This is a genomic window from Sphingomonas sediminicola, assembly GCF_014489515.1.
Classification (GTDB): Bacteria; Pseudomonadota; Alphaproteobacteria; order Sphingomonadales; family Sphingomonadaceae; genus Sphingomicrobium; species Sphingomicrobium sediminicola.
This window is the reverse complement of sequence record NZ_CP060782.1, coordinates 292389-314141: the sequence shown is the minus strand read 5'-3', so window position 1 is coordinate 314141 and position 21753 is coordinate 292389. Positions and strand designations below refer to the sequence as shown.

The window sequence follows — 21753 nt, the reverse complement described above, 5'->3', positions numbered from 1 at the left end:
CTAAACCCGAGGTTCGCGCGCGGGTTGCCGCCGCCGCCCACTTCTCGGCGAATGACTGCAGTTCGGCGTCGTCCGGAGGTAGATCCACTTCAAGCGCCACGAGCTGGTCGCCGCGCTTGCCGTTCCTGCCTGTGAAACCGCGACCCTTGAGGCGAAGCACCTTGCCCGATGTGCTGCCCTTGGGGATCGTGACCATCACAGGCCATCCGGCGTGGGCACTTTGACCTTTCCGCCCAGCACAGCCTCCTTGAGCGTGATCGGCAAGTCCAGCCGGATATCGTTCCCGTCGCGCTTGTAGAATGGATGCGATGTGATCGAGATCGTCACCAGCCCGTCGCCCGCGCCACCCGGCCCTGCTCGCCCTTGCCGGCGAGGCGGATCTTCGTCCCTCCTCGACCCCGTTGGGAAGCTTGAGGTCGATCGTCTTGCCGTCGGCCAGGGTGATACGCTGTGGGCTGAGCGTCGCCGCATCCACGAATGAGACGGTAAGCCGGTAGGCGATGTCCGCACCCTTCTGGGGCGCGCGGGCGCGCTGACGAAATCCGCCGAAGCCACCCCCGCGCCGGGCGCCGCCTCCGCCGAACAGCCCTTCAAACAAATCGCTGAGGTCGGCGGTCTCGGCGCCCGCGAATCCGCCCTGGAATCCGTCGAAGCCGCCACCTCCCGGCCGCGCGCTGCCGCCAAACCCGCCAGCGCCGAACGGCATCTTGGGATTGCCGTCTTCGTCGATCTCGCCCCGGTCGTATTGGGCGCGCTTGTCCTTGTCTGACAGCAGGTCGTAGGCCGCGGTCACTTCGCCAAAGCGCTTGGCGGCGTTCGGATTATCCTTGTTGCGGTCGGGATGCAGCTGTTTCGCGAGGCTGCGGTACGCCTTCTTGATCTCCGCTTCGCTCGCGCCGCGCTGCACGCCCAGCCTTTGATACAGGTCCATGACCTGCTCCAATGCCGTAACACACCTCTCGTTACCAGATGGGTTGCGGCAAAGGCTGCTCCAAGCCTAAGCCCGAAGCGTGGCAGACAGCGATCCATTCCAGCTTTTTTCCGACTGGTTTGCGGAGGCGCAGGCGAGCGAGCCGAACGACCCGGAAGCCATGTCCCTGGCGACTGCGACACCCGATGGCCGCCCGTCCGTTCGCATTGTCCTCCTGAAAGGGCATGGCCCTGACGGCTTCACTTTCTACACCAATCTCGACAGCCGGAAGGGCGCCGAGCTGGCCGCGAATTCCCGCGCCGCCTTGCTGTTCCACTGGAAGTCGCTCCGCCGCCAGGTGCGTGTCGAAGGCCCCGTTGAGACGGTGAGCGATTCCGATGCCGACGAATATTTCGCCACCCGCGGCCGCGATTCCCAGCTCGGCGCCTGGGCATCATGGCAGTCCCGCCCGCTCGACGCTCGAGAGACGTTTGAGAAGCGCTTTGACGAAATGAGCCGCCGCTTCGACGGCGATACCGTGCCACGGCCACCGCGATGGAGTGGGTTCCGGATGAAGCCCGAATCGTTCGAGTTCTGGAGCGACCGGCCCCACCGCCTTCACGAGCGCCGCGTGTTCACGCCGGCCGCGGGCGGATGGCGCGAGGGGCTTCTCTACCCGTGAGCGGAGTGCATCAGCACCATCACGGCCATCATCATGCCCATGGCGACGAGCGCTCTGCGCTAACCGCGCGCGCCGCGATGGCGAGCATCACCATGGCGGTGCTTCTCATCGGGCTGAAGACCTGGGCATCGGTCGAAACATCGTCGATGGCCATGCTCGGCTCTCTGGCCGATAGCGGGCTGGACCTCCTCGCAAGCCTGGTCGTGCTCCTCGGCGTCCGCGTTGCCGCGCAGCCCGCGGACACCGATCACCGCTTCGGCCACGGCAAGGCGGAAGCGCTCGCCGCTTTGGTCCAGGTCATTCTTATCACTCTCTCCGCGCTGTTCATCGGCTATCGATCCATCGAACGGTTGATCAACGGGGAACAGACGACTGACGCCGAGCTCGGGATCGCCGTGTCGATTGTCGCGGTTGGCTTCACCCTCGCGTTGATTGCCTACCAGCGGCATGTGGTCAGGCGGACCGGATCGGTCGCGATCGCCACCGACCGTCTTCACTACGCCTCGGACCTTCTTCTCAACATCTCGGTGATCGCGGCGCTGGTGCTCGACCAATACGCGGGATTGCCCGGCGCCGACGCGGTTTTCGGACTGCTCATCGCACTCTGGTTGCTGTGGGGAGCGTGGACTTCGTCCAGCCATGCGCTCGATCAGCTGATGGACCGGGAGTGGCCGGAAGACATCCGTGAGCGATTCCTGATGGCAGCGAAGGAATATCCCGAGCTTGCCGGACTGCATGACCTGCGCACACGCACGAGCGGGACGCATCACTTCGCCCAATTCCACGTCTGGGTGCCGGGCGACTGGACGGTCCAGCATGCGCACGACCGGATGGATCGGATCGAGGAAGAGCTTCAGGCGCGCTTCCCTGCAACAGAGATACTGATCCACCTCGATCCGGAAGGGCACACTGACCGCGAAACGATGTTGCCGTCCGAAATCACGGAGAAGGCATCATGACCGGAACTCCCTTCTTCCAGGTGGACGCGTTTGCCGAGAGGCCCCTGACGGGGAATCCGGCGGGTGTGATGCCGCTCGATCGGTGGCTTCCGGACGACGTGATGCAGGCGATCGCGGCGGAGAATAATCTCGCGGAGACGGCCTTCACGGTCCCGTTCGAGGGCGAGGATGCCGACTACGAGCTGCGGTGGTTCACGCCTGCGGTCGAAGTACCCCTCTGCGGACATGCGACGCTCGCGGCCGGCCACATATTGATCCACATGGACCGGGTGCGGTTCAGCACGCAGGCCGGAATCCTGACCGTGACGCGCAATGGCGACCTGCTCGAACTGGACCTTCCGGCGGCCCAGTTGATCGAGGTCGATGAGCCCGAGCTTTGCGAGGCGCTGGCCTTAGTCCGAGGCCGGTCTGGCTGGCATCTCCGGGATTCAACGACAGCGCCATCATCCAGGTTGAAAGTGAAGCGGAGGTGCTGGCGGTTTCGCCCGACTTCGCGAAACTGAAGACGATCCGTCGCATGGCCGTGGTTACGGCGAGAGGCGAGGAGCAGGACATCGCCAGCCGGGTCTTCGTTCCCTATGCCGGAATCGACGAAGACCCGGTGACTGGGTCGGCACATGGAGCGCTGGTGCCCTACTGGGCTGAGCGCCTAGGCCGCGAGAGCTTTACCGCGCTGCAGGCGAGCGTGCGGAGAGGCGTGTTGCATTGCCGGCTCAAGGGGACCGTGTGGCGCTCGGCGGACGTTGCTTCACGATCATCGCGGGTACGTTCCAGCTTTGAGCGACAAGCACGGTCTCCCGCGCCGGATCGGTATCGGCGGGGCGTTGCTGCTTGCATTCAACGGCGCGATCGGAGCATCGATCTTCGCACTCCCCGCGACCTTGGCCGCGGATTTCGGCACGTCCGCGCCCTGGCTTTTCCCGCTGGTCGGCATCGCGTCGTTGCTGATCGCGGTTCCCTTCTCTCGTTCCGTTGCAGCTTTCCCGGAGAGCGGCGGACCGGCGACCTACGGACGCGTGTTCGGCAGACTTGCCGGGTTCGAGCTCGGGTGGATCTATTACGTGGCGAGGGCGACGGCCTTCGCGGCCAACCTAAACGTGCTCGTCTCCTATTTCGCGCGCTGGTGGACGGGCGCCGATGGCGGAGCGATCCGGGTCGGACTGATGTTGGCGTTGGTGGCCGGCTTCGCGGCAATCAACATTTCCGGCGTCCGCTCGGCCATGCGAGTGCTTGGCGGGCTGACCTTGCTGAAGACAGTCCCTCTCCTGCTGGCGGCATTGGGAGCGCTCGTAATCGCTGGGGTGCCGACGCCCGGTCCACTTCCGCCGGTCAACGAGGTCGAAACGGGCGTCCTGATCGTCTTCTACGCATTCGTTGGATTCGAAAATGCCACGGTCACGGCTGGTGAGACCAAGGAGCCGAACCGCACACTTCCGCGGGCGCTGCTCGGGACGATTGGCACTGTCGCGCTTCTTTATTTTTTCGTGCAACTGGCCTTTGTCGCCGTCTTTCCTTTTGGCCTCGAAAGTGGACAAGACGCGCCTCTTCTTGCCCTTGGCGCATGGCTGATCGGACCTGTGGGCGCGCTTGTCATCGGCGTAACCGCGATCTTCTCCACCGCCGGCAACCTCCATAGCAACATGGCCGCGACGCCCCGAGTTACTTTTGCCATGGCAGAGCGCGGCGAGCTTCCGGGGTGGCTGGCGAAGGTCAATCGCCGGTTCGACACGCCGGCTGCATCGATCTTATTTTTCGCTGGGCTGATCGCCGTGCTCGCCATCAGCGGAAGCTTCGTCTGGCTGGCGGTAGTCAGCACTCTCGCGCGAATGATCATTTACTCGGTGACGATCCTCGCTCTTCCGCGCGCGCCGCAACCGCCCGAGCGCATCGGCGCCTCCCACTGGCTGATCGCCGCCATCGGTGTGCTGATTTGCGTGCTCGTCGCGGCCCAGGCAGATCGGACGGCCTGGCTGACGCTCGCCGTGTTGTCGGGCGCGGGGTTGCTTCTCTATTTTTTTACGCCGAAGCGATCATCTGCCTCTTAGCCTCGCTTCGAGCGCATCGAGGATTGGCAACTGGCTTGGCAGCATCATTCGCCGGGCCTTCCCCAGCGGCATCCAGCGTGCTTCCTCAGCTTCGGGATAGGCCTGCATCCGTCCGCTCTTCGGCGGCCATTCCAATTCGAAATGAATGCTCTCGATCGCGGCTGCATCGACGTCGCCCTCTGCCGCGAAGACCTCGACCTGCTTTCCGCCCGACTGTTTGATCGAGCACAAGGGAAAGGGGATCCCGCCGAGCGGATGTCCGATTTCCTCCTCGAACTCCCGTAGAGCGGCATCGGCTGCGGTCTCACCCGGCTCGATCGCGCCTTTCGGGATCATCCAGGCGCCCGCGTCCTTGTTCCGCCAGAAAGGGCCGCCCGGTTTGATCAGCAGGACCTCGGTTTCTTCCCCACGCTGCCGGAACAGCAGAATGCCGGCGCTAGGCGGCGGCATCCATCGCGCTTCGAACCGCCGACCGGGTTTCGGCGATCCATCCTCCGCCGAGCATCCGCGTGCCGTCATAGAAGACCGCGGCCTGGCCGGGCGCGACACCGTACTCTGCCGACGCAAAGCGGACCTGGCCGCCGTCGATGCTTGCGGGAACGGGCGAAGCGAGCGACCGAACCTTCACGCCGATTTCCGTCTGGTCCTCGGCGATCCAGTTGATTTCCTCGACACGCATCTCCTCGACGGCGAGCGCGCGGCGCGGTCCCACCACCAGCCGCTGCTGCTCCGGCTCGATGCGGACGACGTAGAGCGGCTCCTTCTGGCCGCCGACCTCGATCCCGCGCCGCTGTCCGACCGTGAAGTGAACGACGCCGCGGTGCGTGCCGAGAACGCGGCCTTCGAGGTCGACGATCTCTCCGGCGGCGATAGTCTCCGGCCGAAGCCGCTGCACAAGGCCCGCATAGTCGCCGTCGGGAACGAAGCAGATGTCCTGACTGTCGGGCTTGGCGGCAACGATCAGCCCTTCCTCTTCGGCGATCCGGCGAACCTCGCTTTTCGGAAGATCACCTAGCGGAAAGCGCAGGAAATCCAGCTGTTCGCGCGTCGTACCGTAGAGGAAGTAGCTCTGGTCGCGCGCCGGGTCGGCGCCCTTGTGAAGTTCCACACTGTCGCCGTTCACCACGCGGCGGACGTAATGCCCGGTCGCGAGGCAGTCCGCGCCAAGCTCCTTCGCGAACGCCACCAGGTCCCTGAACTTCACGCCCTGGTTGCAGAGCGAGCAAGGCACAGGCGTCCGTCCCCGGGCATATTCGTCGGCGAAATGCTCGATAACGCTGTCGCGGAAGCGGCTTTCGTAATCGAGGACGTAGTGCGCGATGCCGAGGCGCTCGGCGACCATGCTCGCGTCATAGATGTCCTGTCCCGCGCAGCAGGCGCCCGAACGTTTCGCCGCCTCGCCATGGTCGTAGAGCTGCAGTGTGACGCCGATCACCTCCGCGCCCGTACGCGCGGCGAGCGCGGCCACGACGGAGCTGTCGACGCCGCCGGACATGGCGACGACGATCCGTGCTTCGCGAAGGTCGCGATCGAGGCCGAAATCGATCTGCATTGGAGCTTTCTTGGGGTCTCTTTACCTGAATTTCACCCCTGTGAGCTAGGCCGACAGTCAGTCGGGGCTGTCGAAGAGGGGTAATTTGTCTCGGCCGGAGTCGAAATTCACTGCTGCGGGACCTGTCGGCATGGATGCCGCTGAGCTTGTCGCAGCGTTCGAGGCCCAGCTCGCCAGCGCGCGGGGCGACCGCAGGCTAGCGATCGCTCGCCTTCTGGCGGCCGGTCCCGGGTGGCGTGAAGCCCGAGACGTCCTTGGCGGCGCCTTCGCGGAATCGCCGGCGACGGAAGGGTTAAAGGACGCGAAGGATACGTGAGGGGTAAATTAACCAGCGTGTTTCAGAATGTCTTCAAGGGCCAGGCTTTAAGACCGGTGCCATCGACAATGATTAAGCGGGTTTAACGAAGAGATGCTCGAGAACCAGAAGATTCGGCCAGCACAGGTTATCGGACCGCTTGGCGAGCCTTTGACGCTCGAAAGCCTTCCGCCTGCCGGCACCACCCGTTGGGTCGTGCGCCGGAAGGCAGAGGTTGTCGCGGCGGTTGCGGGAGGCCTGCTGACGGTCGACGAGGCATGCGAGCGGTATTCTCTGAGCCTTGAGGAATTCACGAGCTGGCAGCGTGCGGTAGATCGCAGCGGCATGCCTGGCCTGCGCGTCACCCGCATCAAGCATTACCGCGACCAATACGAGCGCCAACAGCGCTATTAGTTCCCCGGTTCCGGTCGTTACGGCGGGTAATTTATCCCGCAGTTCCGCGGTGCATTAACCAAAAAACTGGACAGTTCCTTCCGAATCCGGAACAACCGCCGCGCATCAGCGTCTAGATGCCGGAAGGCCGCTGAGTATTGATGGCGGCCCACGAACAGGAGGGAACGCTACATGGGTATCATTATTTGGCTCATCGTCGGTGGTGTTTGCGGTTGGCTGGCCAGCCTCATCATGCGGACCGACGCACAACAGGGCATCCTGCTGAATATCGTGGTAGGCATTGTCGGCGCCGTGATTGCCGGCTTGATCTTCGGCGGCAGCATCAATTCGGCGCTGACCGTTGAAACTTTCCTTTATTCATTGCTTGGCGCGGTCATCCTTTTGGCGATCGTGAACCTCATTCGCCGCGGATCGGTTCGCTAGACGATCGGTACTCGGAGAAAAGAAGGGCCGTTCGGGAGACCGGGCGGCCCTTTTCTTTTGGATTACTGGAGGTCGAATACCATTGAGAGGGTGACCTGCAGCTTCTGCTCGCCGGCCACGACCTTGGTATCGGCAGCCTGGGCGCGAGCCTCCATGAAGACTGGAGCCGGCGGCGGCACCGGATAGCTTCCTCCGCCTTCGCTCACCGAGACGATGCGTGCCACGCGCTTTCCCATGGCACGGGCATAGAGCTCGGCGCGCGCGCGGCCCTTGGCGATCGCCTGCTCACGCGCCTCGTCCAAAGCAGATTCAGGCTTGTCGATGGTCAGCGAGGGACCGTTGACCTGGTTCGCCCCCTCCGAAACGAGCGCATCGAGAATCCGCCCGCTGTTGCGGATATCGCGGAAACGGATGCTGACCTGATTCGAGGCGGAGTAGGCGACCAGCTGCGGTGGCTGATTTTCCTGGTAGCGATATTCGGGATTGAGGTTGAGCGAGCTGGTCTGGATATCGCGATCCGCGACCCCCGCCCGCTTCAAAGCAGCCAGAACGCGCTCCATGCGAGAGGCATTCTCCTGCATCGCGGCGCTCGCCGTCGGCTGCCGGGTGACGACACCCGCGGAGATGATCGCAACGTCCGGGACTCGCGTGACCTCGCCGGTCGCGCTGATGTCGAGCCGGGTGCCGGTGATCGGTGGCATGGGCAGCTCGGCAGCCTGGGCAGCGACGGACGTTACCGGAAGCGCAGCCGCACTAAGTGCCAGCGCCATCCACATGCTCTTCATCCAGATCCTCCTGAACCTTCGAAACGAAGGCGAAACGTCACATCGGCGCCATGGCTGATTGCTGAACGACAATGCGACCTTTCATTCAGCAGGTCAGCGGCGGCGCGCCAGCACCAACCGGTAGATGAGGAGGATAACGAACGCTCCGACGATGGCGGCAAGGAAGCCCGCGCCTTCGCCATCATGATACCAGCCGACCGAACGGCCTAGGAAGCCGGCGAGAAGAGCTCCGGCGATACCGAGCAGGATGGTGATGATGCAGCCGCCGGGGTCCCGGCCTGGCATGAGCAGCTTCGCGATCGCGCCGGCAAGACCGCCAATCACAATCCATCCAAGGATGCCGTACGTTTCCATTTCCGCTTCCCCTTTAAATCCGCCCATGTCAGTGCTGCGGCTCGCAGCAGTTTGGGCCAACGCGCCTTCGCGACACAAGTGCCGCCGTTGGTCGAAAAACTGTAGCCGGGTCCGATTACACAGGGTCAGTTGCGGCCACTGACTTATTCGGGTAATACAGTTCCGCCGAACCGCTGTCAGATTCGTGGGGCGTGGCAAGAGAAGTGGAAATGAACCGGGAAACATCTTCTTTCGAGGGCTCCGATACCCTGGTGGTCGTGGACCGCTCGCGGCGCCGGCGCACCATGCTCATCGCGGGCGGCGTTGCGATCATCGTGCTGCTGCTCGCCTTCTTCCTGATGCGCGGCGGAAGCGAAGAGACGACGAATGCGGGCGGTCCCGGAGGTCAGGCAGTTAGCCAGGTCCCGACCGTCACCGTTATCGTACCGGGCCGCAGCGAAGTCGCGCGCACCGTGACCGCCAGCGGGCCTTTGGCGGCACGACGTGACCAGCCGGTCGGCATTCCGGGAACAGGCGGACGCGTCACTCGCGTGCTTGTTGATGCGGGAACCTGGGTCAAAGCAGGTCAGACGCTTGCGACGGTGGACCGGTCGGTCCAGGCGCAGCAGGCCTCGCAGCTTGCCGCCCAGGTCGCTGCAGCGAAGGCAAATGCCGCCCTTGCGCAAAACAATTACGAGCGGGCGATCGCGCTTCAGGGCCGCGGCTTCGTGTCGAAGGCCGAGATCGACGCCAAGCGCGCCGCACGGGATGCGGCGAATGCCCAGGTTCGCGTGAACCAGGCGCAGCTCAACGCCACCCGCGCCGAAATCGGCAGGCTGGACGTCCGCGCGCCTGCAAGTGGGCTGATCCTCGAGCGCAACGTCGAAGTCGGCCAGATTGTCAGCCCTGGGTCGGGGCCCTGTTCCGCCTTGCCGAAGGCGGCCAAATGGAGATGCGCGCGCAGATTTCGCAGCAGGATCTCGCGCTCGTCAAAGCCGGCATGGCAGCGAGCGTCACCCCGGTCGGTTCCGATCGCAGCTTTGCTGGCCAGGTCTGGCAGGTCGCGCCAACGATCGACCCGCAATCGCGCCAAGGCGATGTCCGGATCCTCGTTCCCTACGATCCGCAGATCCGCCCCGGCGGCTTCGCCGAGGCCCGCATCGGCGCGGGCGCGGCGACTGCTCCGCTCCTGCCCCAGAGCGCCGTGCTCAGCGATGACGGAGGCAATTACGTCTACATCATCAACGCGAAGAACGAGGTCGAGCGCCGCACGGTCAAGATCGGAAGCGTCGACCAAGCCGGCGTAACGATCGTCGAGGGATTGTCCGGAACCGAGGCGGTGGTGCTGTCGGCCGGGCCGTTCCTCAACCCCGGGCAGAAGGTCAATCCGAGGCGGCAGGCCGCGCGCTAAGCCGGACGGAGAGTATTAGCTCATGAATTTCCGCAACATCTCGTCCTGGTGCATTCGTAACCCGGTTTTCCCGATCGTGCTCTTCGTCGGGCTCATGCTTGCCGGCCTCATCTCGTTCTACCAGATGCAGGTGAACAACGCGCCGGACATCGACTTCCCGGCCGCAACCGTTTCCGTCAGCCAACCGGGCGCAGCGCCGAACGAAATCGAGACTCAGATCACGCAGAGGGTCGAATCCGCGATCCGTGGCGTGAACGGGGTCGAGGAAATCAACAGCTCCGTTCGCGAGGGCAACAGCTTCACCTTCGTGCAATTCGAGATCGGCACGCCGACCGACCGTGCGGTGAACGACGTTCGCAACGCGATCGCCCAGATCCGCGGCAACCTTCCGGAGGGTATTCTCGAGCCGCAGATCACCCGAGTCGACGCCGAGGACCAGCCGATCATGTTCGTCGGCGCCGAGACGACCGACATGACGCTTGAGCAGTTGAGCTGGTACATCGACAATACAGTCTCGAAGCGACTGCTCGGCATCGAAGGCATCGCCGCGGTTTCCCGCTCGGGCGGCGTGGATCGCACGATCCGCGTCATCCTCGATCCGGCCGCTTTGCAGTCGCAGGGGATCACCGCAGCGCAGGTCAACCAGCAGCTCCGGCAGAGCAATCTCAACGCCGCCGGCGGCCGCGCCGAGGTCGCCGGCTCCGAACAGTCGGTCCGGGTGCTCGGCAATGCGCGCAACGCTTACGAACTCTCGCAAACGCAGATCACGCTCCCCGGCGGCCGCTGGGTCCGCCTCGCCGATCTGGGCGAGGTCCGTGACTCTTCGTCCGAGCAGCGCTCGATCGCCAAGATGAACGGCCGCCAGGTCGTCACCTTTGCGGTGCAGCGCGCGAAGGGCTCGTCCGAAGTGACCGCCTACGAGGCCGGTTGGGCGGAAGTGCGCAAGCTCGAGAAGGAGAACCCGAAGGTTCGCTTCTCGGAGATTTTCAACACGGTCGACTACACCAAGGCGCAATATCGGTCCGCGATGGAAGGCCTGTGGGAAGGCGCCGTCCTCGCGGTTCTCGTGGTCTTCCTCTTCCTCCGCGACATCCGCGCCACGATCATTTCGGCGCTGGCCATCCCGATGTCGGCGATCCCTGCCTTCTGGTTTATGAGCATGTTGGGGATCACCCTCAACTTCATGTCGACGATGGCGATGGGCCTCGTCGCCGGCGTCCTCGTCGATGACGCGATCGTCGAGATCGAGAACATCGTCCGGCACATGCGCATGGGCAAGTCGGGCTACCAGGCCGCGCTCGACGCGGCGGACGAAATCGGCCTCGCTGTCCTTGCAACGACCATGGCGATCGTCGCCGTTTTCTTCCCGGTCGCGCTGATGCCCGGGATCGCCGGCCAGTACTTCAAGGCGTTCGGCTTTACCGTCGTCATGTCGGTCCTGATGAGCTTGCTCGTCGCGCGCATGATAACGCCGCTGGTCGCGGCCTATTTCCTCCGCTCGCATGGCGTCCAGGATCACGCGAACTGGAAGTGGATGGACCTCTATCTCAAGGTTCTAAACTGGAGCCTCGATACGTCGAAGGCGGATGCGCTCCTCGCACGGCTTCCGAAGGCCGCCCGCAACCCGGGCTATTACCTTCTCGGCGCCTTGCTCCTTCTGCTCGTCATTGGAGCTTTCGTTGCCGGAACGGGCGCGGGTATGTTCGGACTCGGAAAGCTGGCCTGGAATGGCGGTGTGACATTCGTTCTGGCCCTTGGCGTCGGAACGCTCGTCGCCTACGGTGCGGGCAAGCTGATCGGCTTCCTCGTGGGAATGATGGGTAGTCACGGGTTCGCCCAGTGGCATTCGACGATCGCGGCCCGCTGGAATGCGCGCCTCCATGATCACCGTCTGGCGATGGTCGGCGCAGGTATTGGCACGCTGCTGATGAGCATCATTCTGTTCGGCACGCTTTCCGTGTCCTTCTTCCCGCCGCAGAATAACGACTTCACTCGCGTGAACATCACCCTTCCGCCCGGAACCACGCTCGAGCAGACCGAAGGCGTCACCGATCGGGTTGCGGCGATCGTCGAGAAGGATCCGAGCGTCGAGCGGGTGTTCGAGCGGATCAATGTCGGCACCGGCAGCGTGAACATCGTGCTCAAGAAGGACCGGAAGGTCACGAGCACCGAGTTCGAGCGCAACATGTCTCCGCAGCTCGCCGCCTTCCCCGATGCTCGCGTGAGCTTCCAGGCTCAGAACGGCGGCGGTCCCGACGGCGATTCCCGTGACATCATGGTCTACCTGGGCGGCGACGATCCGGACGAGTTGACCCGGGTCGCCAATCAGATCGCAAAGGAAATGGCGACCGTTCCGGGTCTTCGTGCTCCGCGGGTCGGAAGTCAGCTCGCGCAGCCTGAAATCACCATCAAGCCTCGTTTCGATCTGGCTGCGGATCTGGGCGTAACCACCATGGCGCTGAGCCAGACGATCCGAATCGCGACCCTCGGCGACATCGAGCAGAACAGCGCGAAGTTCTCGCTGTCCGATCGTCAGGTCCCGATCACGGTTTCCCTGTCCGAGGGCGCCCGGCGCGATCTCTCGACCCTGGAAAACCTGCCGGTTCCGACCTCAAACGGTGGCTCGGTTCCCCTCAAGACCGTTGCCGACATCGGATTCGGCTCTGGTCCGACGACGATCCAGCGGTCGAACCAGATCCGTCGACTCTCGATCGGGGCCGATCTCGCGCCCGGTGCCGTTCAGGGCGACGTACAGGTCAAGGTCAGTGCGCTTCCGACCATGAAGAACCTGCCTCAGGGCGTTCGGAAGCTGAACCTCGGCGATCAGAAGTGGCAGAATGAGCTTCTGTTCAACTTTGCGGTGGCCCTGGTCTCAGGCGTCCTGCTCGTGTTTGCCGTGCTCGTTCTGCTCTACCGGCGGTTCCTGTCGCCGTTCGTGAACATGGGCTCGCTGCTCCTGGCTCCGCTCGGCGCGGCCGTGGCGCTGCACATTGCGGGTCAGCCGGTTTCGCTGTTCGTGCTAATCGGAATCCTCATGCTGTTCGGGATCGTCGCGAAGAACTCGATCCTCCTGATCGACTTCGCGGTCGAGATGATGAATCACGGAATGCCGAAGAACGAGGCAATCTGGGAAGCCGGTCACAAGCGCGCCCAGCCGATCGTCATGACGACCATCGCGATGGTCTTCGGCATGTTGCCGACGGCGGTGTCTATCACGGGCGATAACAGCTGGCGCGCCCCGATGGGCATCACCGTCATCGGCGGCCTCATCTTCTCGACGCTGCTGACGCTGCTTCTGGTTCCGGCCTATTTCTCGATCGCCATTTCGATCGAGTCCCGGATCGGGCGGCTCTTCCATAAGTTCGTCGGGCAGGACGCCCATCGCACCCCGTCGGGACCGGCGCCGCAACCCGCAGAGTGAACCCTCGCGCCCGTTCGTCTATTGATGATCGGATGGATGCAGCAACGTCCCGGCCCCGTACTGCTTTAGCGCGGTTCAATCCTGCCCAGCCTGGTGCGGCGGGGATGAAAACGGCTGCGACGGGCCTGCTCGTCCTCATGGCCGCGATCTTCGCGGCCGCTCGGGCTTACGAGTACCAATATCCGTGGCTCTCGTTCGTGAAGGCATTCGCGGAGGCCGCCATGGTCGGCGGTCTAGCCGACTGGTTCGCGGTGACGGCCCTGTTCCGTCATCCGCTCGGCCTGCCGATTCCCCACACAGCAATCATACCACGCAACAAGGATCGGATCGGCGAAACGCTGGCAAATTTCATCAAGGAGAATTTCCTGATCCCATCGGTGGTCGCCCGCCGGATGCAAAACATTGACGTGGCCGGCGCGACTGGGCGCTTCCTGCAGACGCCTGCCGGTGAAGGGACGCGCATTCGGGCGGGGGCGTCTCGGCTGATCGCCGACATCTTCGAAAGCCTCGATGACGAGCGCCTTGGCGGGATCGTCAAAGGCGCAGTTTCGGCGCGCCTGCGCAAGACGGAAGTATCGCCGCTTCTCGGCCACGCCTTGGCGTCGGCGATCAACGAGGACCGCCACGTGCCGATGCTGGAAGCGGCCATCCGCTGGACGGCGCGAGCCCTCGAAGCGAACGAGCCCCTGATCCGCGAGATGGTGCACAAGAAGGCGAATTGGGCCCTGAAACTCGCCGGGCTCGACGCGAAGCTCGCCGACGCGATCATCGATGGACTGCGCAAGCTGACGGTGGAGATGTCGACCGACCCCGCACACCCCGTTCGGGTCAAGGTGGAGGAGGCGCTGGCCCAACTCGCCAACGACTTGCAGACGCGCCCCGAAACCCGCGAGCGCGTCGAAGCGATAAAGGAGCAATTGCTCGACAACAAGTCGGTCAGCCTGTGGATTGATACGATCTGGCAGAAGGCGCGCGAAGCGGTGATCAAGGCCGCCCGAAACCCCGACGCGGCCTTTGCTGGCAAGCTCGGCGAAATCCTGAAATCGATGGGCGCGACACTGGAAAGCGATCCTCGAATCCGCGCCGCAATCAACCAGTTTGCGCGTCGCGCCGTGGTCGGCATGTCGGCGAGCTACGGGGGTTCGATGGTGAAGCTGGTGTCGGAAACCGTCCGCGGCTGGGATGCGGGAACGGTGACGGCCAGGCTCGAAGCAGCGGTCGGGCGCGACCTCCAGTACATTCGGATCAACGGCACCCTGGTCGGCGGGCTCGTCGGGCTCGCCCTGCACGCAGTGGATTCGCTCTAGCGCCTTTGACTTCCTGCCGGCCCATGCCCATCTTCAGGTCATGGTAGGACGTACCCTCTTCCGGCGCCTCGTCGCCCATTCGGGACAAATTCCCGCCCGAGCCTAGCCCCGGGCCCGCATTCGAGTGGGTTCGGGGAGCAATCGTCCTCACTAAATTCAAGAAAGCATAGAAATGGATAGTCATCCTGCGGGCGAAGTGCGCCCGCCGATTCACCTGCTCGCGTCTGAATCAGACATGGTCGCGAGCCTCGCACTGCAGACCGAGCACCGCTTCCCCGTCGTCGCGGCCATGCTGCTCGAAGAGATTGAGCGAGCCGAACTTCATGAGGCCGACACTCTGCCGGAAACGGCGGTCACGATCGGCTCCCAAGTCGATTTCGTCGACGAGAAGACATCGCAGTTGCGGATCGCCGAGCTTGTCATGCCCGCAATGGCGAACATCGCGGAGGGACGGATCAGCATCCTCACGCCAATGGGAGCGGCGCTCTACGGCCTGACCGCGGGCCAGTCGATCGATTGGCCGGATCTCGACGGGAACGAGAGGCGGATCCGGATTCTCCGTGTTCGCCAGCCGTCGGGCGCCGAACCGCCCGCTGCGGCCTAGCCTGCGCTGCGGCGCTCGATCGTGGCGCCGACCGCGCTGAGCTTCTCCTCGAGCCGCTCATAGCCGCGATCTAGGTGGTAGACGCGAAGCACTTCGGTCTCACCTTCCGCTGCAAGGCCGGCGAGCACCAGGCTCATCGAGGCGCGCAGGTCGGTTGCCATGACTTGCGCGCCGGTAAGCTTCTCGACCCCGTGCACGATTGCGGAGCGGCCGTGGATCTCGACTTCGGCGCCCATTCGGCGCAGCTCAGGGACATGCATGTAGCGGTTCTCGAAGATCGTCTCTTCGAGGAAGCTCTGCCCTCTGCGCGGCAAAGCATGGCCATGAATTGCGCCTGCATATCTGTCGCAAAGCCAGGATATGGTGATGTGGACAAGGCGAGCGGCTTCAGGCCGCCGTTCGAGCTGACCTTGATACCCTTGTCGTGGAATTCGATTACCAGGCCCGCTTGTGCCAGCGCATTGAGCGTTGCCTTCATCTCGTCCGGGCGAGCACCGATCAAGTTGATCGACCCACCCGTAAGACCGGCGGCGCACGCGTAGCTGCCCGCCTCGATCCGGTCCGGCATGACTTCGTAAGTCGTGCCGGTCAGGCCTTCGACGCCGTCGATGATCAGGTGACCCGAGCCGATGCCCTCGATCTTCGCGCCCATGGCGATCAGGAGATTGCAGAGGTCGACAATTTCAGGCTCTCGCGCGGCATTGAAGAGCTGGGTACGGCCGGAGGCGAGAACAGCCGCCATCACGGCATTTTCGGTCGCGCCGACGGAAACGACCGGGAAGCTGTAGTCGCCGCCGGTCAGCCTTCCCTTCGGAGCACTCGCTTTCACATAGCCGGCCGCTAGCTCGATTTCGGCACCGATCGCTTCCAATGCCTTAAGGTGAAGATCGATCGGCCGGTCACCGATCGCGCAACCGCCCGGAAGCGAGACGGTCGATTCTCCGGCACGCGCCAGCATCGGCCCGAGAACCAGGATCGAGGCGCGCATCTTGCGGACCATGTCGTATGGCGCGACCGTCGATGCGATTTCGCTCGCCTGGAAGCTGACCTTTCGGCCGAACTCGCCCTTCTTGACGCCTGCAACGCTGGTTGAGACGCCAAGCTGGTTCATCAAATGACTGAAACTGTCGACGTCCGCGAGCCGCGGCAGGTTCGCCAGGGTCAGCTTCTCCTCGGTAAGGAGAGCGCAGGGAATCAGGGTCAGCGCTGCATTTTTTGCGCCGGAAATGGGAATGTCGCCCTGAAGCTTGTTGCCGCCGCGGATCCAGATGCTGTCCATCGGCGCGCTTTAGCGCTTGGCGGCGGACTCGCAAGCAGCGGCGAGAATCAGGCCTTTTCGAGGGTGCACTGCAGCGGGTGCTGATTTTCCCGCGCGAAGTCGATCACCTGGCTGACCTTGGTTTCGGCGACTTCGTAGGTGAAAACGCCGCAGACGGCGACTCCCTGCTGGTGAACCTGCAGCATGACTCGGGTCGCGTCCTCGATTCCCATCGTGAAGAATCGCTGCAGGACGAGGACGACAAACTCCATCGGAGTATAATCGTCGTTGAGCATCAGGACTTTGTAATTGCTGGGCTTCTTGGTGCGCGGGCGTGTGCGCGTCGCGACGCCTGTCTCCATGTCGCCAACGCCGCCGTCATCCGGCTCGTCAATCATCGTCCAACGCATACCCATAACTTACCTAAGATATGGCAAGCGGCGAACGCCTAGCAAGGCGGCTGGATGCGGCTCATGCCCAAAAAAAAGACGGCCGCCCGGGGAGAGAGGTGGGCGGCCGTCTGTCATTGCCTGATCAGGAGGGGGAGAGGCGTCAGGCAACGAGCTTGTTGATACGCTCCGCGTTAAGCGTTGCGCGCGTCTGGATCGGCTGGATGGCCTCACCGGCGAGCTTCACGAAGGTCTCGGTCAGACGCGAGCTCTCCGCGACGAAACGGTCGAACTGCGCACGAGCGAACTCGCTCTGCAGCTGGAGGAACTCGCTGGCCGACTTGGCTTCGGCGAGAGCACGGACCGCGTCAGCAGCCTTCTCGACGCCTTCACGGCTCGTCTCGACGACGTCCTGGCCGAGCGAACGAGCGCCTTCGACGGCGATCTTGCCGGCGTCGACGAGAGCCTCGACGTTCCCCTTGCTGACTTCGGTCAGCTCTTCGATCGCCTTCTGCGAACGCTTCACGGCCTCCTGGCCACGCTCACCGGCATCGGCGAACAGGGTCTGGAAAGAACCCGTGGCGGGGATGGCGTTGAAGCCGGCGAACCAGTTGTTGGTGTTCTTGGTCATAGTCTCAATCCTTTCCTGGGCGGCGGGCTTGCGAGCACCTGCGGCCTTTGCAACGCGGCGCGGCTTGGCGCGGCGAGCGGTTTTCACAGCCGAGCGGGTGGCTTTCGCCTGACGCTTGGTGGCACGAGCCACCTTCGCCGTCGTCCGCTTGGAGGTCTTCACAGCACCGGCCGGAACCTCTTTCGCAACGTCGCCAGCTGCCTCGATCGCCTTCGTCGCGACCTCTGCGCTGGTGTCGATTGCCGTTTGAGTTTCGTCTGCCATTGCTTCAATTTCCTTCTATTGTGCGGTGCAACATAATCTGTTGCAGTGCACCTTTCAAGGGGTATTCTTGTGCACCGCAGCAGAGGCGCGCTTGACGGGCGAAAACGCCCGGACCAAGAGCAGCCATGGAACTAGACGACGCCGACCACCCTACCCGTCGCCGCCGCGGCCTTCTCATCGTGCTCTCGTCGCCATCGGGCGCGGGGAAGACGACCATCTCCCGGATGCTGATGGAATCGGACCGCGATATCACCATGTCGATCTCGGCCACGACCCGTCCCAAGCGGCCGGGCGAGACGGATGACGTTGACTATCATTTTGTCGACGATGCCGAATTCGATCGTATGATTCGCGATAACGAGTTCGTCGAATGGGCTCACGTGTTTGGGTATCGATACGGCACCCCGAAAGCTCCCGTAAAAAGAGCTCTGCGGAGAGGGAGAGACATACTCTTCGATATTGATTGGCAAGGCGCTCGCCAGCTTGTGCCAGACTTTAAGGAGCATCTCGTCACGATCTTCTTGCTTCCTCCCTCGATGGAGGAACTCGAAAGGCGGCTTCGAGCCAGAGGCACGGACTCGGATGAAGTTATTGTTGATCGAATGCGTCGTGCAACTGACGAGATCAACCATTGGGCCGAGTATGAATACGTGCTTGTAAACCGAGATACCGACGAATGTCTGACGCAGGTGCGTTCAATTGTGGAGGCGGAACGCCTTCGCCAAGCTCGGCATGCAGAGCTTGACCCTTTCGTCCGACAACTGATCGGCCCGGCGCACTAGCTTTCGAGCAATTCCAGGAATTTTGCAGCTGCGAGAAAATCCCGACAGCGATTGGCAAGCGCTGCCTCGGCCTCGGCGTCCGAACCCCATTGCTCGAGTTGCCATCGGTCGTCGACGCTAACCGCTTCCCAGGCCTGCTCCGGCGTGAAGGCGCCTTCGAGAACGCCAAAAGCCGCAAGCAGCGACCCGCCTATCGTGATGAGCGGCGACAACCCGGCAAGACGGAATGGATCGAGCGTCGAGATTGCGTGCACGAGACGGTCAATGGTCGCCTGCGGCTGGGAAACATGGACGATGCCACCGGTAGTCTTGAAGTCGACATCGAAGCGGCGCTGGCCCCACCCCAGCAGCGGATCCCAGAGTTCCGCCTGGCGCTCGACCAGACCCTGAGGGCCCTCAGCCCGGTAGCAGACAAGGTCCGCCTCGGCATAACGCGCGAGACCGTCGGCGAATGCCCGCTTGTCCGGCGCGACCCGGTCGATCGCCGCATTGGCGAGTCCGGTAAGCGGCAAGCCATGGGGGTCGATCTTCTCTTCGACACCATTCCATTCGTCGGCGACCGCGTCCGCCAAGGCTTTCGTCGGTACTGTCAGCGGCTCACGGGCAGGCGTCCGGAGCGGCTTTCCGTCCAATTCCACTCCCCAGCCGTCGTCCTTTTCGACCACGTCCGCGGCCTTCCAGAAGCGTTTCATCCGTCGTGACGGTCCTGCTCCGCCCACATCTTCTTCAGCAGCCTGGGCGCGAACACAGCATCGATGGTTCCCGCGATCACGAGGATGGCGCCCACAGTCGGCCAGCCGCCCTCACGAAGCAGGTCGCTGTAAATGACCGCAAGGCCGAGGAAGAAGATTGCGAGGCCGAACAGCCGGGCCAGCAGGAACAGGTGAAATCGCCGCTTCCAGATGTCTTCATCAGCCATATCGCCGCTCCGGGAAGCCAGACAGGAAGTTGAGGACGTCGAGCGGCTGATCGGCAACCGCGACGGCTCCGCCCTCAACGAGCTCGTGCGCCTCATGATAGCCCCAGCCTGCACCGATACCCTTGGCACCGGCCGCCGACGCCATGCCCATGTCGAAGGCCGTATCGCCGATCACGATCGTCGTCTCTGGTCCAGCCCCCGCGTCGCTCATCGCCTGATGGACCATGGACGGATGAGGTTTGGAAGGATGCCGGTCCGCGGTCTGGAGGGACATGAAGCGCTTTGTATAGCCGTGGCCGTCCAGACAGAGCGCGAGACCACGATCCGATTTGCCGGTCGCTATTGCGAGCAGCCAGCCCTCCGATTCCAGCGTGTCCAGAAGCTCCGGAATGCCGTCGAACAGGGCTCGTCGACGCGGCCCTCGGCGCGGGCGCGTTGGAAATGGAGCTTGTAGCTTTCGGCCATGGCAACGTGCCGCTCGTAAGCCTCGTGCGGAGTCAGCGTGGCGATCGCTTCGACCAAACTCAGGCCGATGACCTTCCGGCTGACCTCTGGGACGGAACGTCGACGCCATGCTCGACGAATGCCGCGGACAAAGCATTGAAGATGTTCGCGCCGCTGTCGACCAAGGTCCCGTCGCAATCGAAGATGGCCAGCTTATTCATTGTTCGGGGCCAGTTCGCGAATTGCCTGGATGATATCCTCCCTGCCCGCGCCCTTCTGACCCGCGATTGTCGCGGCGAGGTCCGCAGCGGACTTGTGCTGGTTGAACTTCCGGGTTCCGCGGATTTCGACGGGTTCGACTTCGAAGCCGATGATCGCCTTCGTCATTGCCTCGAACTTGCCCGGAGTCATTTTCCCGCGAGTCCAGGGCTGCTCGGGCTGGTGAAGGCCTTCGAAGCGTTCGCTCAAACGGTCGAGCAGTTCAACTAGTGCTTCCTCAGAGAGCGGCCGCGCCACCCCTTCGATCTCGACCGTCTCATAGTGCCACGTCGGGACCTGGTTTTCGGACACATACCAGTTCGCGCTCTGGTAGCCCTCTCGGCCGGAAAGGCTGATCAGGACCGGCTGATCCGTCAGATGCTCGGCAACACGATTGCGCCGCGAGACGTGAAAAAGCACGCGGCCGTCGTCGGTGACGAGGATCGGCACGTGGACCACGAACATCCTCTTGTCGGACGAGGTGAAGATGTGAGCGAAGGCGCGGTCTGCAGCGAAACGAAGGGCCGCCTCACGATCTCCCCAATCGAATGCGCGATTGGGGTGCATCAGCGCCGGCCTTTGGGCTGTGAACGCGAGCGCCGCTCTCCACGACGATTGCGCCTGCGGTCTCGAGCGATGGCGGCGGCCTTGCGCTGCTTCGCCTCAGGAGTCTGAGAGGTCTTGGGCGGATCGAGCGGCATGTTCTCGCCATGCATCAATTCGAAGCCGATGGTCGAAAAGCTCTCCGCAATGTGCGCCGGCAAATCGGCGGTCACGTCGATCACCCCATCAGGCGCGTCAATTCGGATCCGTCGAGCATGAAGGTGAAGCTTGCGGCTGATGCCGCCTGTCAGGAAGGCCTCGGGCCCTCCATATTTGGCGTCGCCGACGATCGGATGGCCGATTGCGGCCATGTGCGCGCGAAGCTGGTGCGTTCGGCCTGTTAGCGGCTGAAGCTCGACCCAGGCGGCACGATTGCCCGCGCGGTCGATGATCCGCCAGCGCGTCTTTGCGGGAAGACCGTGCTCCTCGCTGATGTGCATCTTCTCACCGCCGGTCCCCGGCTGCTTCGCAAGCGGCGCATCGATCAAGCCTTCGTCCCCCGACGGGACTCCGACGATGAGCGCCCAGTAGACTTTTCGCGCCGTGCGGCCGGAAAAAGACTTGGCGAAATGACCGGCTGCGCGCGCGGTCTTCGCGACCAGCAGCGCACCCGAGGTGTCCTTGTCGAGCCGGTGAACAAGCTTCGGCCGATTGCCGGCGTCATCGGCAAGCCCGTCGAGCAGTCGGTCGAGGTGATGATGCGTCTTGGTCCCGCCCTGCGTTGCCAGCCCCGGCGGCTTGTTCAGGACGAACGCGTGGCGGTCCTGGTAGATGACCATCTCCCTGACGAGCTCTTCTTCCTCGGGCGTCAGCGGCTCGCGCTTCGGCCCCGGCCGCGCAGCGCGAGCCGGGGTCGCATCTTCGGCCGGGAACAGGATCGTCTGGCCCGCCTCAATCCGGTCGCCGGGCGTCGCGCGCTTGCCGTCGAGCCGAAGCGCGCCGGTCCGCGCCCAGCGCGAGACCGTGTTGAAGCTGATGTCGGGCGCGTTCCGCTTGAACCAGCGGTCGAGGCGTATGCCGTCGTCGTCTTCGGATATCTTGAATGTGCGCGCCTCGGCCATGCG

General features: G+C 63.5%; 20 protein-coding genes and 5 pseudogenes. 12 read left to right on the top strand and 13 right to left on the bottom strand.

The window, feature by feature from the left end; all coding sequences use genetic code 11:
* Window positions 1-34: 34 nt before the first annotated feature.
* Window positions 35-931, bottom strand: a pseudogene (locus tag H9L14_RS01755) (DnaJ C-terminal domain-containing protein); the annotation flags it as partial.
* Window positions 932-1010: 79 nt separating this feature from the next.
* Here H9L14_RS01755 and pdxH point away from each other — a divergent pair.
* The 4 genes and pseudogenes from pdxH (at window position 1011) to H9L14_RS01735 (ending at window position 4596) form a co-directional block, all read left to right on the top strand.
* Entirely contained in the window at window positions 1011-1592 is a 582-nt protein-coding gene (gene pdxH / locus H9L14_RS01750; protein ID WP_187708985.1) for a pyridoxamine 5'-phosphate oxidase, read from the top strand.
* Window positions 1593-1669: 77 nt separating this feature from the next.
* Window positions 1670-2551, top strand: a complete 882-nt coding sequence (locus H9L14_RS01745) for a cation diffusion facilitator family transporter (protein ID WP_246444680.1) — start codon at window positions 1670-1672, stop codon at window positions 2549-2551.
* Window positions 2548-3331 (top strand): annotated as a pseudogene (locus H9L14_RS01740) (PhzF family phenazine biosynthesis protein). Before H9L14_RS01745 ends, H9L14_RS01740 begins: the two are co-directional and overlap by 4 nt.
* Window positions 3295-4596, top strand: a complete 1302-nt coding sequence (locus H9L14_RS01735) for an APC family permease (protein ID WP_246444334.1) — start codon at window positions 3295-3297, stop codon at window positions 4594-4596. Before H9L14_RS01740 ends, H9L14_RS01735 begins: the two are co-directional and overlap by 37 nt.
* On the opposite strand, the gene H9L14_RS01730 is transcribed toward H9L14_RS01735, so the two are convergent.
* Together H9L14_RS01730 and mnmA are read right to left on the bottom strand one after the other, a co-directional pair.
* Window positions 4582-5046, bottom strand: a complete 465-nt coding sequence (locus H9L14_RS01730; RefSeq protein ID WP_187708982.1) for an NUDIX hydrolase — start codon at window positions 5044-5046, stop codon at window positions 4582-4584. The two genes, H9L14_RS01735 and H9L14_RS01730, sit on opposite strands and share 15 nt — an antisense overlap.
* A complete protein-coding gene (gene mnmA / locus H9L14_RS01725) occupies window positions 5033-6148 on the bottom strand; it encodes a tRNA 2-thiouridine(34) synthase MnmA (RefSeq protein ID WP_187708981.1) in 1116 nt (371 codons plus the stop codon). The genes H9L14_RS01730 and mnmA overlap by 14 nt, the downstream gene beginning before the upstream one ends.
* A gap of 85 nt (window positions 6149-6233) precedes the next feature.
* On the opposite strand from mnmA, the gene H9L14_RS01720 reads away from it, so the two are divergent.
* The 3 genes from H9L14_RS01720 to H9L14_RS01710 all read left to right on the top strand — a co-directional run bounded on the left by H9L14_RS01720 (window position 6234) and on the right by H9L14_RS01710 (window position 7280).
* Window positions 6234-6464 carry a hypothetical protein gene (locus H9L14_RS01720; protein ID WP_222949888.1) on the top strand — a complete coding sequence of 77 codons (231 nt, stop codon included), beginning with the start codon at window positions 6234-6236 and terminating at the stop codon, window positions 6462-6464.
* A 93-nt stretch (window positions 6465-6557) separates the two neighbouring features.
* Window positions 6558-6857, top strand: a complete 300-nt coding sequence (gene sciP / locus H9L14_RS01715; RefSeq protein ID WP_187708979.1) for a CtrA inhibitor SciP — start codon at window positions 6558-6560, stop codon at window positions 6855-6857.
* A 171-nt stretch (window positions 6858-7028) separates the two neighbouring features.
* The gene (locus tag H9L14_RS01710; RefSeq protein WP_187708978.1) at window positions 7029-7280 is read left to right on the top strand and encodes a GlsB/YeaQ/YmgE family stress response membrane protein; all 252 of its coding nucleotides are present in this window, start codon (window positions 7029-7031) and stop codon (window positions 7278-7280) included.
* A 62-nt stretch (window positions 7281-7342) separates the two neighbouring features.
* On the opposite strand, the gene H9L14_RS01705 is transcribed toward H9L14_RS01710, so the two are convergent.
* Both H9L14_RS01705 and H9L14_RS01700 read right to left on the bottom strand, forming a co-directional pair.
* A complete protein-coding gene (locus H9L14_RS01705; protein WP_425506917.1) occupies window positions 7343-8056 on the bottom strand; it encodes an SIMPL domain-containing protein in 714 nt (237 codons plus the stop codon).
* Between the two features lie 102 nt (window positions 8057-8158).
* Window positions 8159-8419 carry a GlsB/YeaQ/YmgE family stress response membrane protein gene (locus tag H9L14_RS01700; protein ID WP_187708976.1) on the bottom strand — a complete coding sequence of 87 codons (261 nt, stop codon included), beginning with the start codon at window positions 8417-8419 and terminating at the stop codon, window positions 8159-8161.
* Window positions 8420-8628: 209 nt separating this feature from the next.
* On the opposite strand from H9L14_RS01700, the pseudogene H9L14_RS01695 reads away from it, so the two are divergent.
* The 4 genes and pseudogenes from H9L14_RS01695 (at window position 8629) to rnk (ending at window position 15141) form a co-directional block, all read left to right on the top strand.
* Window positions 8629-9809 (top strand): annotated as a pseudogene (locus tag H9L14_RS01695) (efflux RND transporter periplasmic adaptor subunit).
* A 22-nt stretch (window positions 9810-9831) separates the two neighbouring features.
* Complete coding sequence (locus tag H9L14_RS01690) at window positions 9832-13230, top strand: efflux RND transporter permease subunit (RefSeq protein ID WP_187708975.1); 3399 nt, start codon at window positions 9832-9834, stop codon at window positions 13228-13230.
* A gap of 104 nt (window positions 13231-13334) precedes the next feature.
* Window positions 13335-14537, top strand: coding sequence for a DUF445 domain-containing protein (locus H9L14_RS01685; RefSeq protein ID WP_187708974.1), 1203 nt, complete (start codon window positions 13335-13337; stop codon window positions 14535-14537).
* Between the two features lie 172 nt (window positions 14538-14709).
* Window positions 14710-15141 carry a nucleoside diphosphate kinase regulator gene (gene rnk / locus H9L14_RS01680; protein WP_187708973.1) on the top strand — a complete coding sequence of 144 codons (432 nt, stop codon included), beginning with the start codon at window positions 14710-14712 and terminating at the stop codon, window positions 15139-15141.
* On the opposite strand, the pseudogene murA reads toward rnk, so the two are convergent.
* The 3 genes and pseudogenes from murA to H9L14_RS01665 form a co-directional block, all read right to left on the bottom strand.
* Window positions 15138-16420: pseudogene (gene murA / locus H9L14_RS01675) on the bottom strand (UDP-N-acetylglucosamine 1-carboxyvinyltransferase). The gene rnk and the pseudogene murA overlap by 4 nt on opposite strands.
* A gap of 47 nt (window positions 16421-16467) precedes the next feature.
* On the bottom strand, window positions 16468-16797 hold the full coding sequence (gene clpS, locus H9L14_RS01670) for an ATP-dependent Clp protease adapter ClpS (RefSeq protein ID WP_187708972.1): 330 nt from the start codon (window positions 16795-16797) through the stop codon (window positions 16468-16470).
* Between the two features lie 154 nt (window positions 16798-16951).
* Window positions 16952-17683 carry a phasin family protein gene (locus tag H9L14_RS01665; RefSeq protein WP_187708971.1) on the bottom strand — a complete coding sequence of 244 codons (732 nt, stop codon included), beginning with the start codon at window positions 17681-17683 and terminating at the stop codon, window positions 16952-16954.
* Between the two features lie 125 nt (window positions 17684-17808).
* On the opposite strand from H9L14_RS01665, the gene gmk reads away from it, so the two are divergent.
* Window positions 17809-18465, top strand: a complete 657-nt coding sequence (gmk, locus tag H9L14_RS01660) for a guanylate kinase (protein ID WP_187708970.1) — start codon at window positions 17809-17811, stop codon at window positions 18463-18465.
* On the opposite strand, the gene H9L14_RS01655 is transcribed toward gmk, so the two are convergent.
* The 5 genes and pseudogenes from H9L14_RS01655 to H9L14_RS01635 all read right to left on the bottom strand — a co-directional run bounded on the left by H9L14_RS01655 (window position 18462) and on the right by H9L14_RS01635 (window position 21750).
* On the bottom strand, window positions 18462-19157 hold the full coding sequence (locus H9L14_RS01655) for an ATP12 family chaperone protein (RefSeq protein WP_187708969.1): 696 nt from the start codon (window positions 19155-19157) through the stop codon (window positions 18462-18464). The two genes, gmk and H9L14_RS01655, sit on opposite strands and share 4 nt — an antisense overlap.
* Window positions 19154-19384: a hypothetical protein gene (locus H9L14_RS01650; RefSeq protein WP_187708968.1), complete on the bottom strand. Its 231-nt coding sequence runs from the start codon at window positions 19382-19384 to the stop codon at window positions 19154-19156. The genes H9L14_RS01655 and H9L14_RS01650 overlap by 4 nt, the downstream gene beginning before the upstream one ends.
* A pseudogene (locus tag H9L14_RS01645) lies at window positions 19377-20049 on the bottom strand (HAD-IA family hydrolase). The gene H9L14_RS01650 and the pseudogene H9L14_RS01645 overlap by 8 nt, the downstream one beginning before the upstream one ends.
* On the bottom strand, window positions 20042-20653 hold the full coding sequence (locus tag H9L14_RS01640; protein WP_187708967.1) for an FMN-binding negative transcriptional regulator: 612 nt from the start codon (window positions 20651-20653) through the stop codon (window positions 20042-20044). Before H9L14_RS01640 ends, H9L14_RS01645 begins: the two are co-directional and overlap by 8 nt.
* The gene (locus H9L14_RS01635) at window positions 20653-21750 is read right to left on the bottom strand and encodes an RluA family pseudouridine synthase (RefSeq protein WP_187708966.1); all 1098 of its coding nucleotides are present in this window, start codon (window positions 21748-21750) and stop codon (window positions 20653-20655) included. Before H9L14_RS01635 ends, H9L14_RS01640 begins: the two co-directional genes overlap by 1 nt.
* Window positions 21751-21753 lie beyond the last annotated feature (3 nt).

Excerpts from the sequence above, each read along its gene's own strand:
- H9L14_RS01745 (WP_246444680.1), top strand. The coding sequence starts at position 1,670 with ATGGCGAGCATCACCATGGCGGTGCTTCTCATCGGGCTGAAGACCTGG.
- H9L14_RS01730 (WP_187708982.1), bottom strand. The coding sequence starts at position 5,046 with ATGCCGCCGCCTAGCGCCGGCATTCTGCTGTTCCGGCAGCGTGGGGAA.
- mnmA (WP_187708981.1), bottom strand. The coding sequence starts at position 6,148 with ATGCAGATCGATTTCGGCCTCGATCGCGACCTTCGCGAAGCACGGATC.
- sciP (WP_187708979.1), top strand. The coding sequence starts at position 6,558 with ATGCTCGAGAACCAGAAGATTCGGCCAGCACAGGTTATCGGACCGCTT.
- H9L14_RS01710 (WP_187708978.1), top strand. The coding sequence starts at position 7,029 with ATGGGTATCATTATTTGGCTCATCGTCGGTGGTGTTTGCGGTTGGCTG.
- H9L14_RS01705 (WP_425506917.1), bottom strand. The coding sequence starts at position 8,056 with ATGTGGATGGCGCTGGCACTTAGTGCGGCTGCGCTTCCGGTAACGTCC.
- H9L14_RS01700 (WP_187708976.1), bottom strand. The coding sequence starts at position 8,419 with ATGGAAACGTACGGCATCCTTGGATGGATTGTGATTGGCGGTCTTGCC.
- H9L14_RS01690 (WP_187708975.1), top strand. The coding sequence starts at position 9,832 with ATGAATTTCCGCAACATCTCGTCCTGGTGCATTCGTAACCCGGTTTTC.
- H9L14_RS01685 (WP_187708974.1), top strand. The coding sequence starts at position 13,335 with ATGAAAACGGCTGCGACGGGCCTGCTCGTCCTCATGGCCGCGATCTTC.
- rnk (WP_187708973.1), top strand. The coding sequence starts at position 14,710 with ATGGATAGTCATCCTGCGGGCGAAGTGCGCCCGCCGATTCACCTGCTC.
- clpS (WP_187708972.1), bottom strand. The coding sequence starts at position 16,797 with ATGATTGACGAGCCGGATGACGGCGGCGTTGGCGACATGGAGACAGGC.
- H9L14_RS01665 (WP_187708971.1), bottom strand. The coding sequence starts at position 17,683 with ATGGCAGACGAAACTCAAACGGCAATCGACACCAGCGCAGAGGTCGCG.
- gmk (WP_187708970.1), top strand. The coding sequence starts at position 17,809 with ATGGAACTAGACGACGCCGACCACCCTACCCGTCGCCGCCGCGGCCTT.
- H9L14_RS01655 (WP_187708969.1), bottom strand. The coding sequence starts at position 19,157 with ATGAAACGCTTCTGGAAGGCCGCGGACGTGGTCGAAAAGGACGACGGC.
- H9L14_RS01650 (WP_187708968.1), bottom strand. The coding sequence starts at position 19,384 with ATGGCTGATGAAGACATCTGGAAGCGGCGATTTCACCTGTTCCTGCTG.
- H9L14_RS01640 (WP_187708967.1), bottom strand. The coding sequence starts at position 20,653 with ATGCACCCCAATCGCGCATTCGATTGGGGAGATCGTGAGGCGGCCCTT.
- H9L14_RS01635 (WP_187708966.1), bottom strand. The coding sequence starts at position 21,750 with ATGGCCGAGGCGCGCACATTCAAGATATCCGAAGACGACGACGGCATA.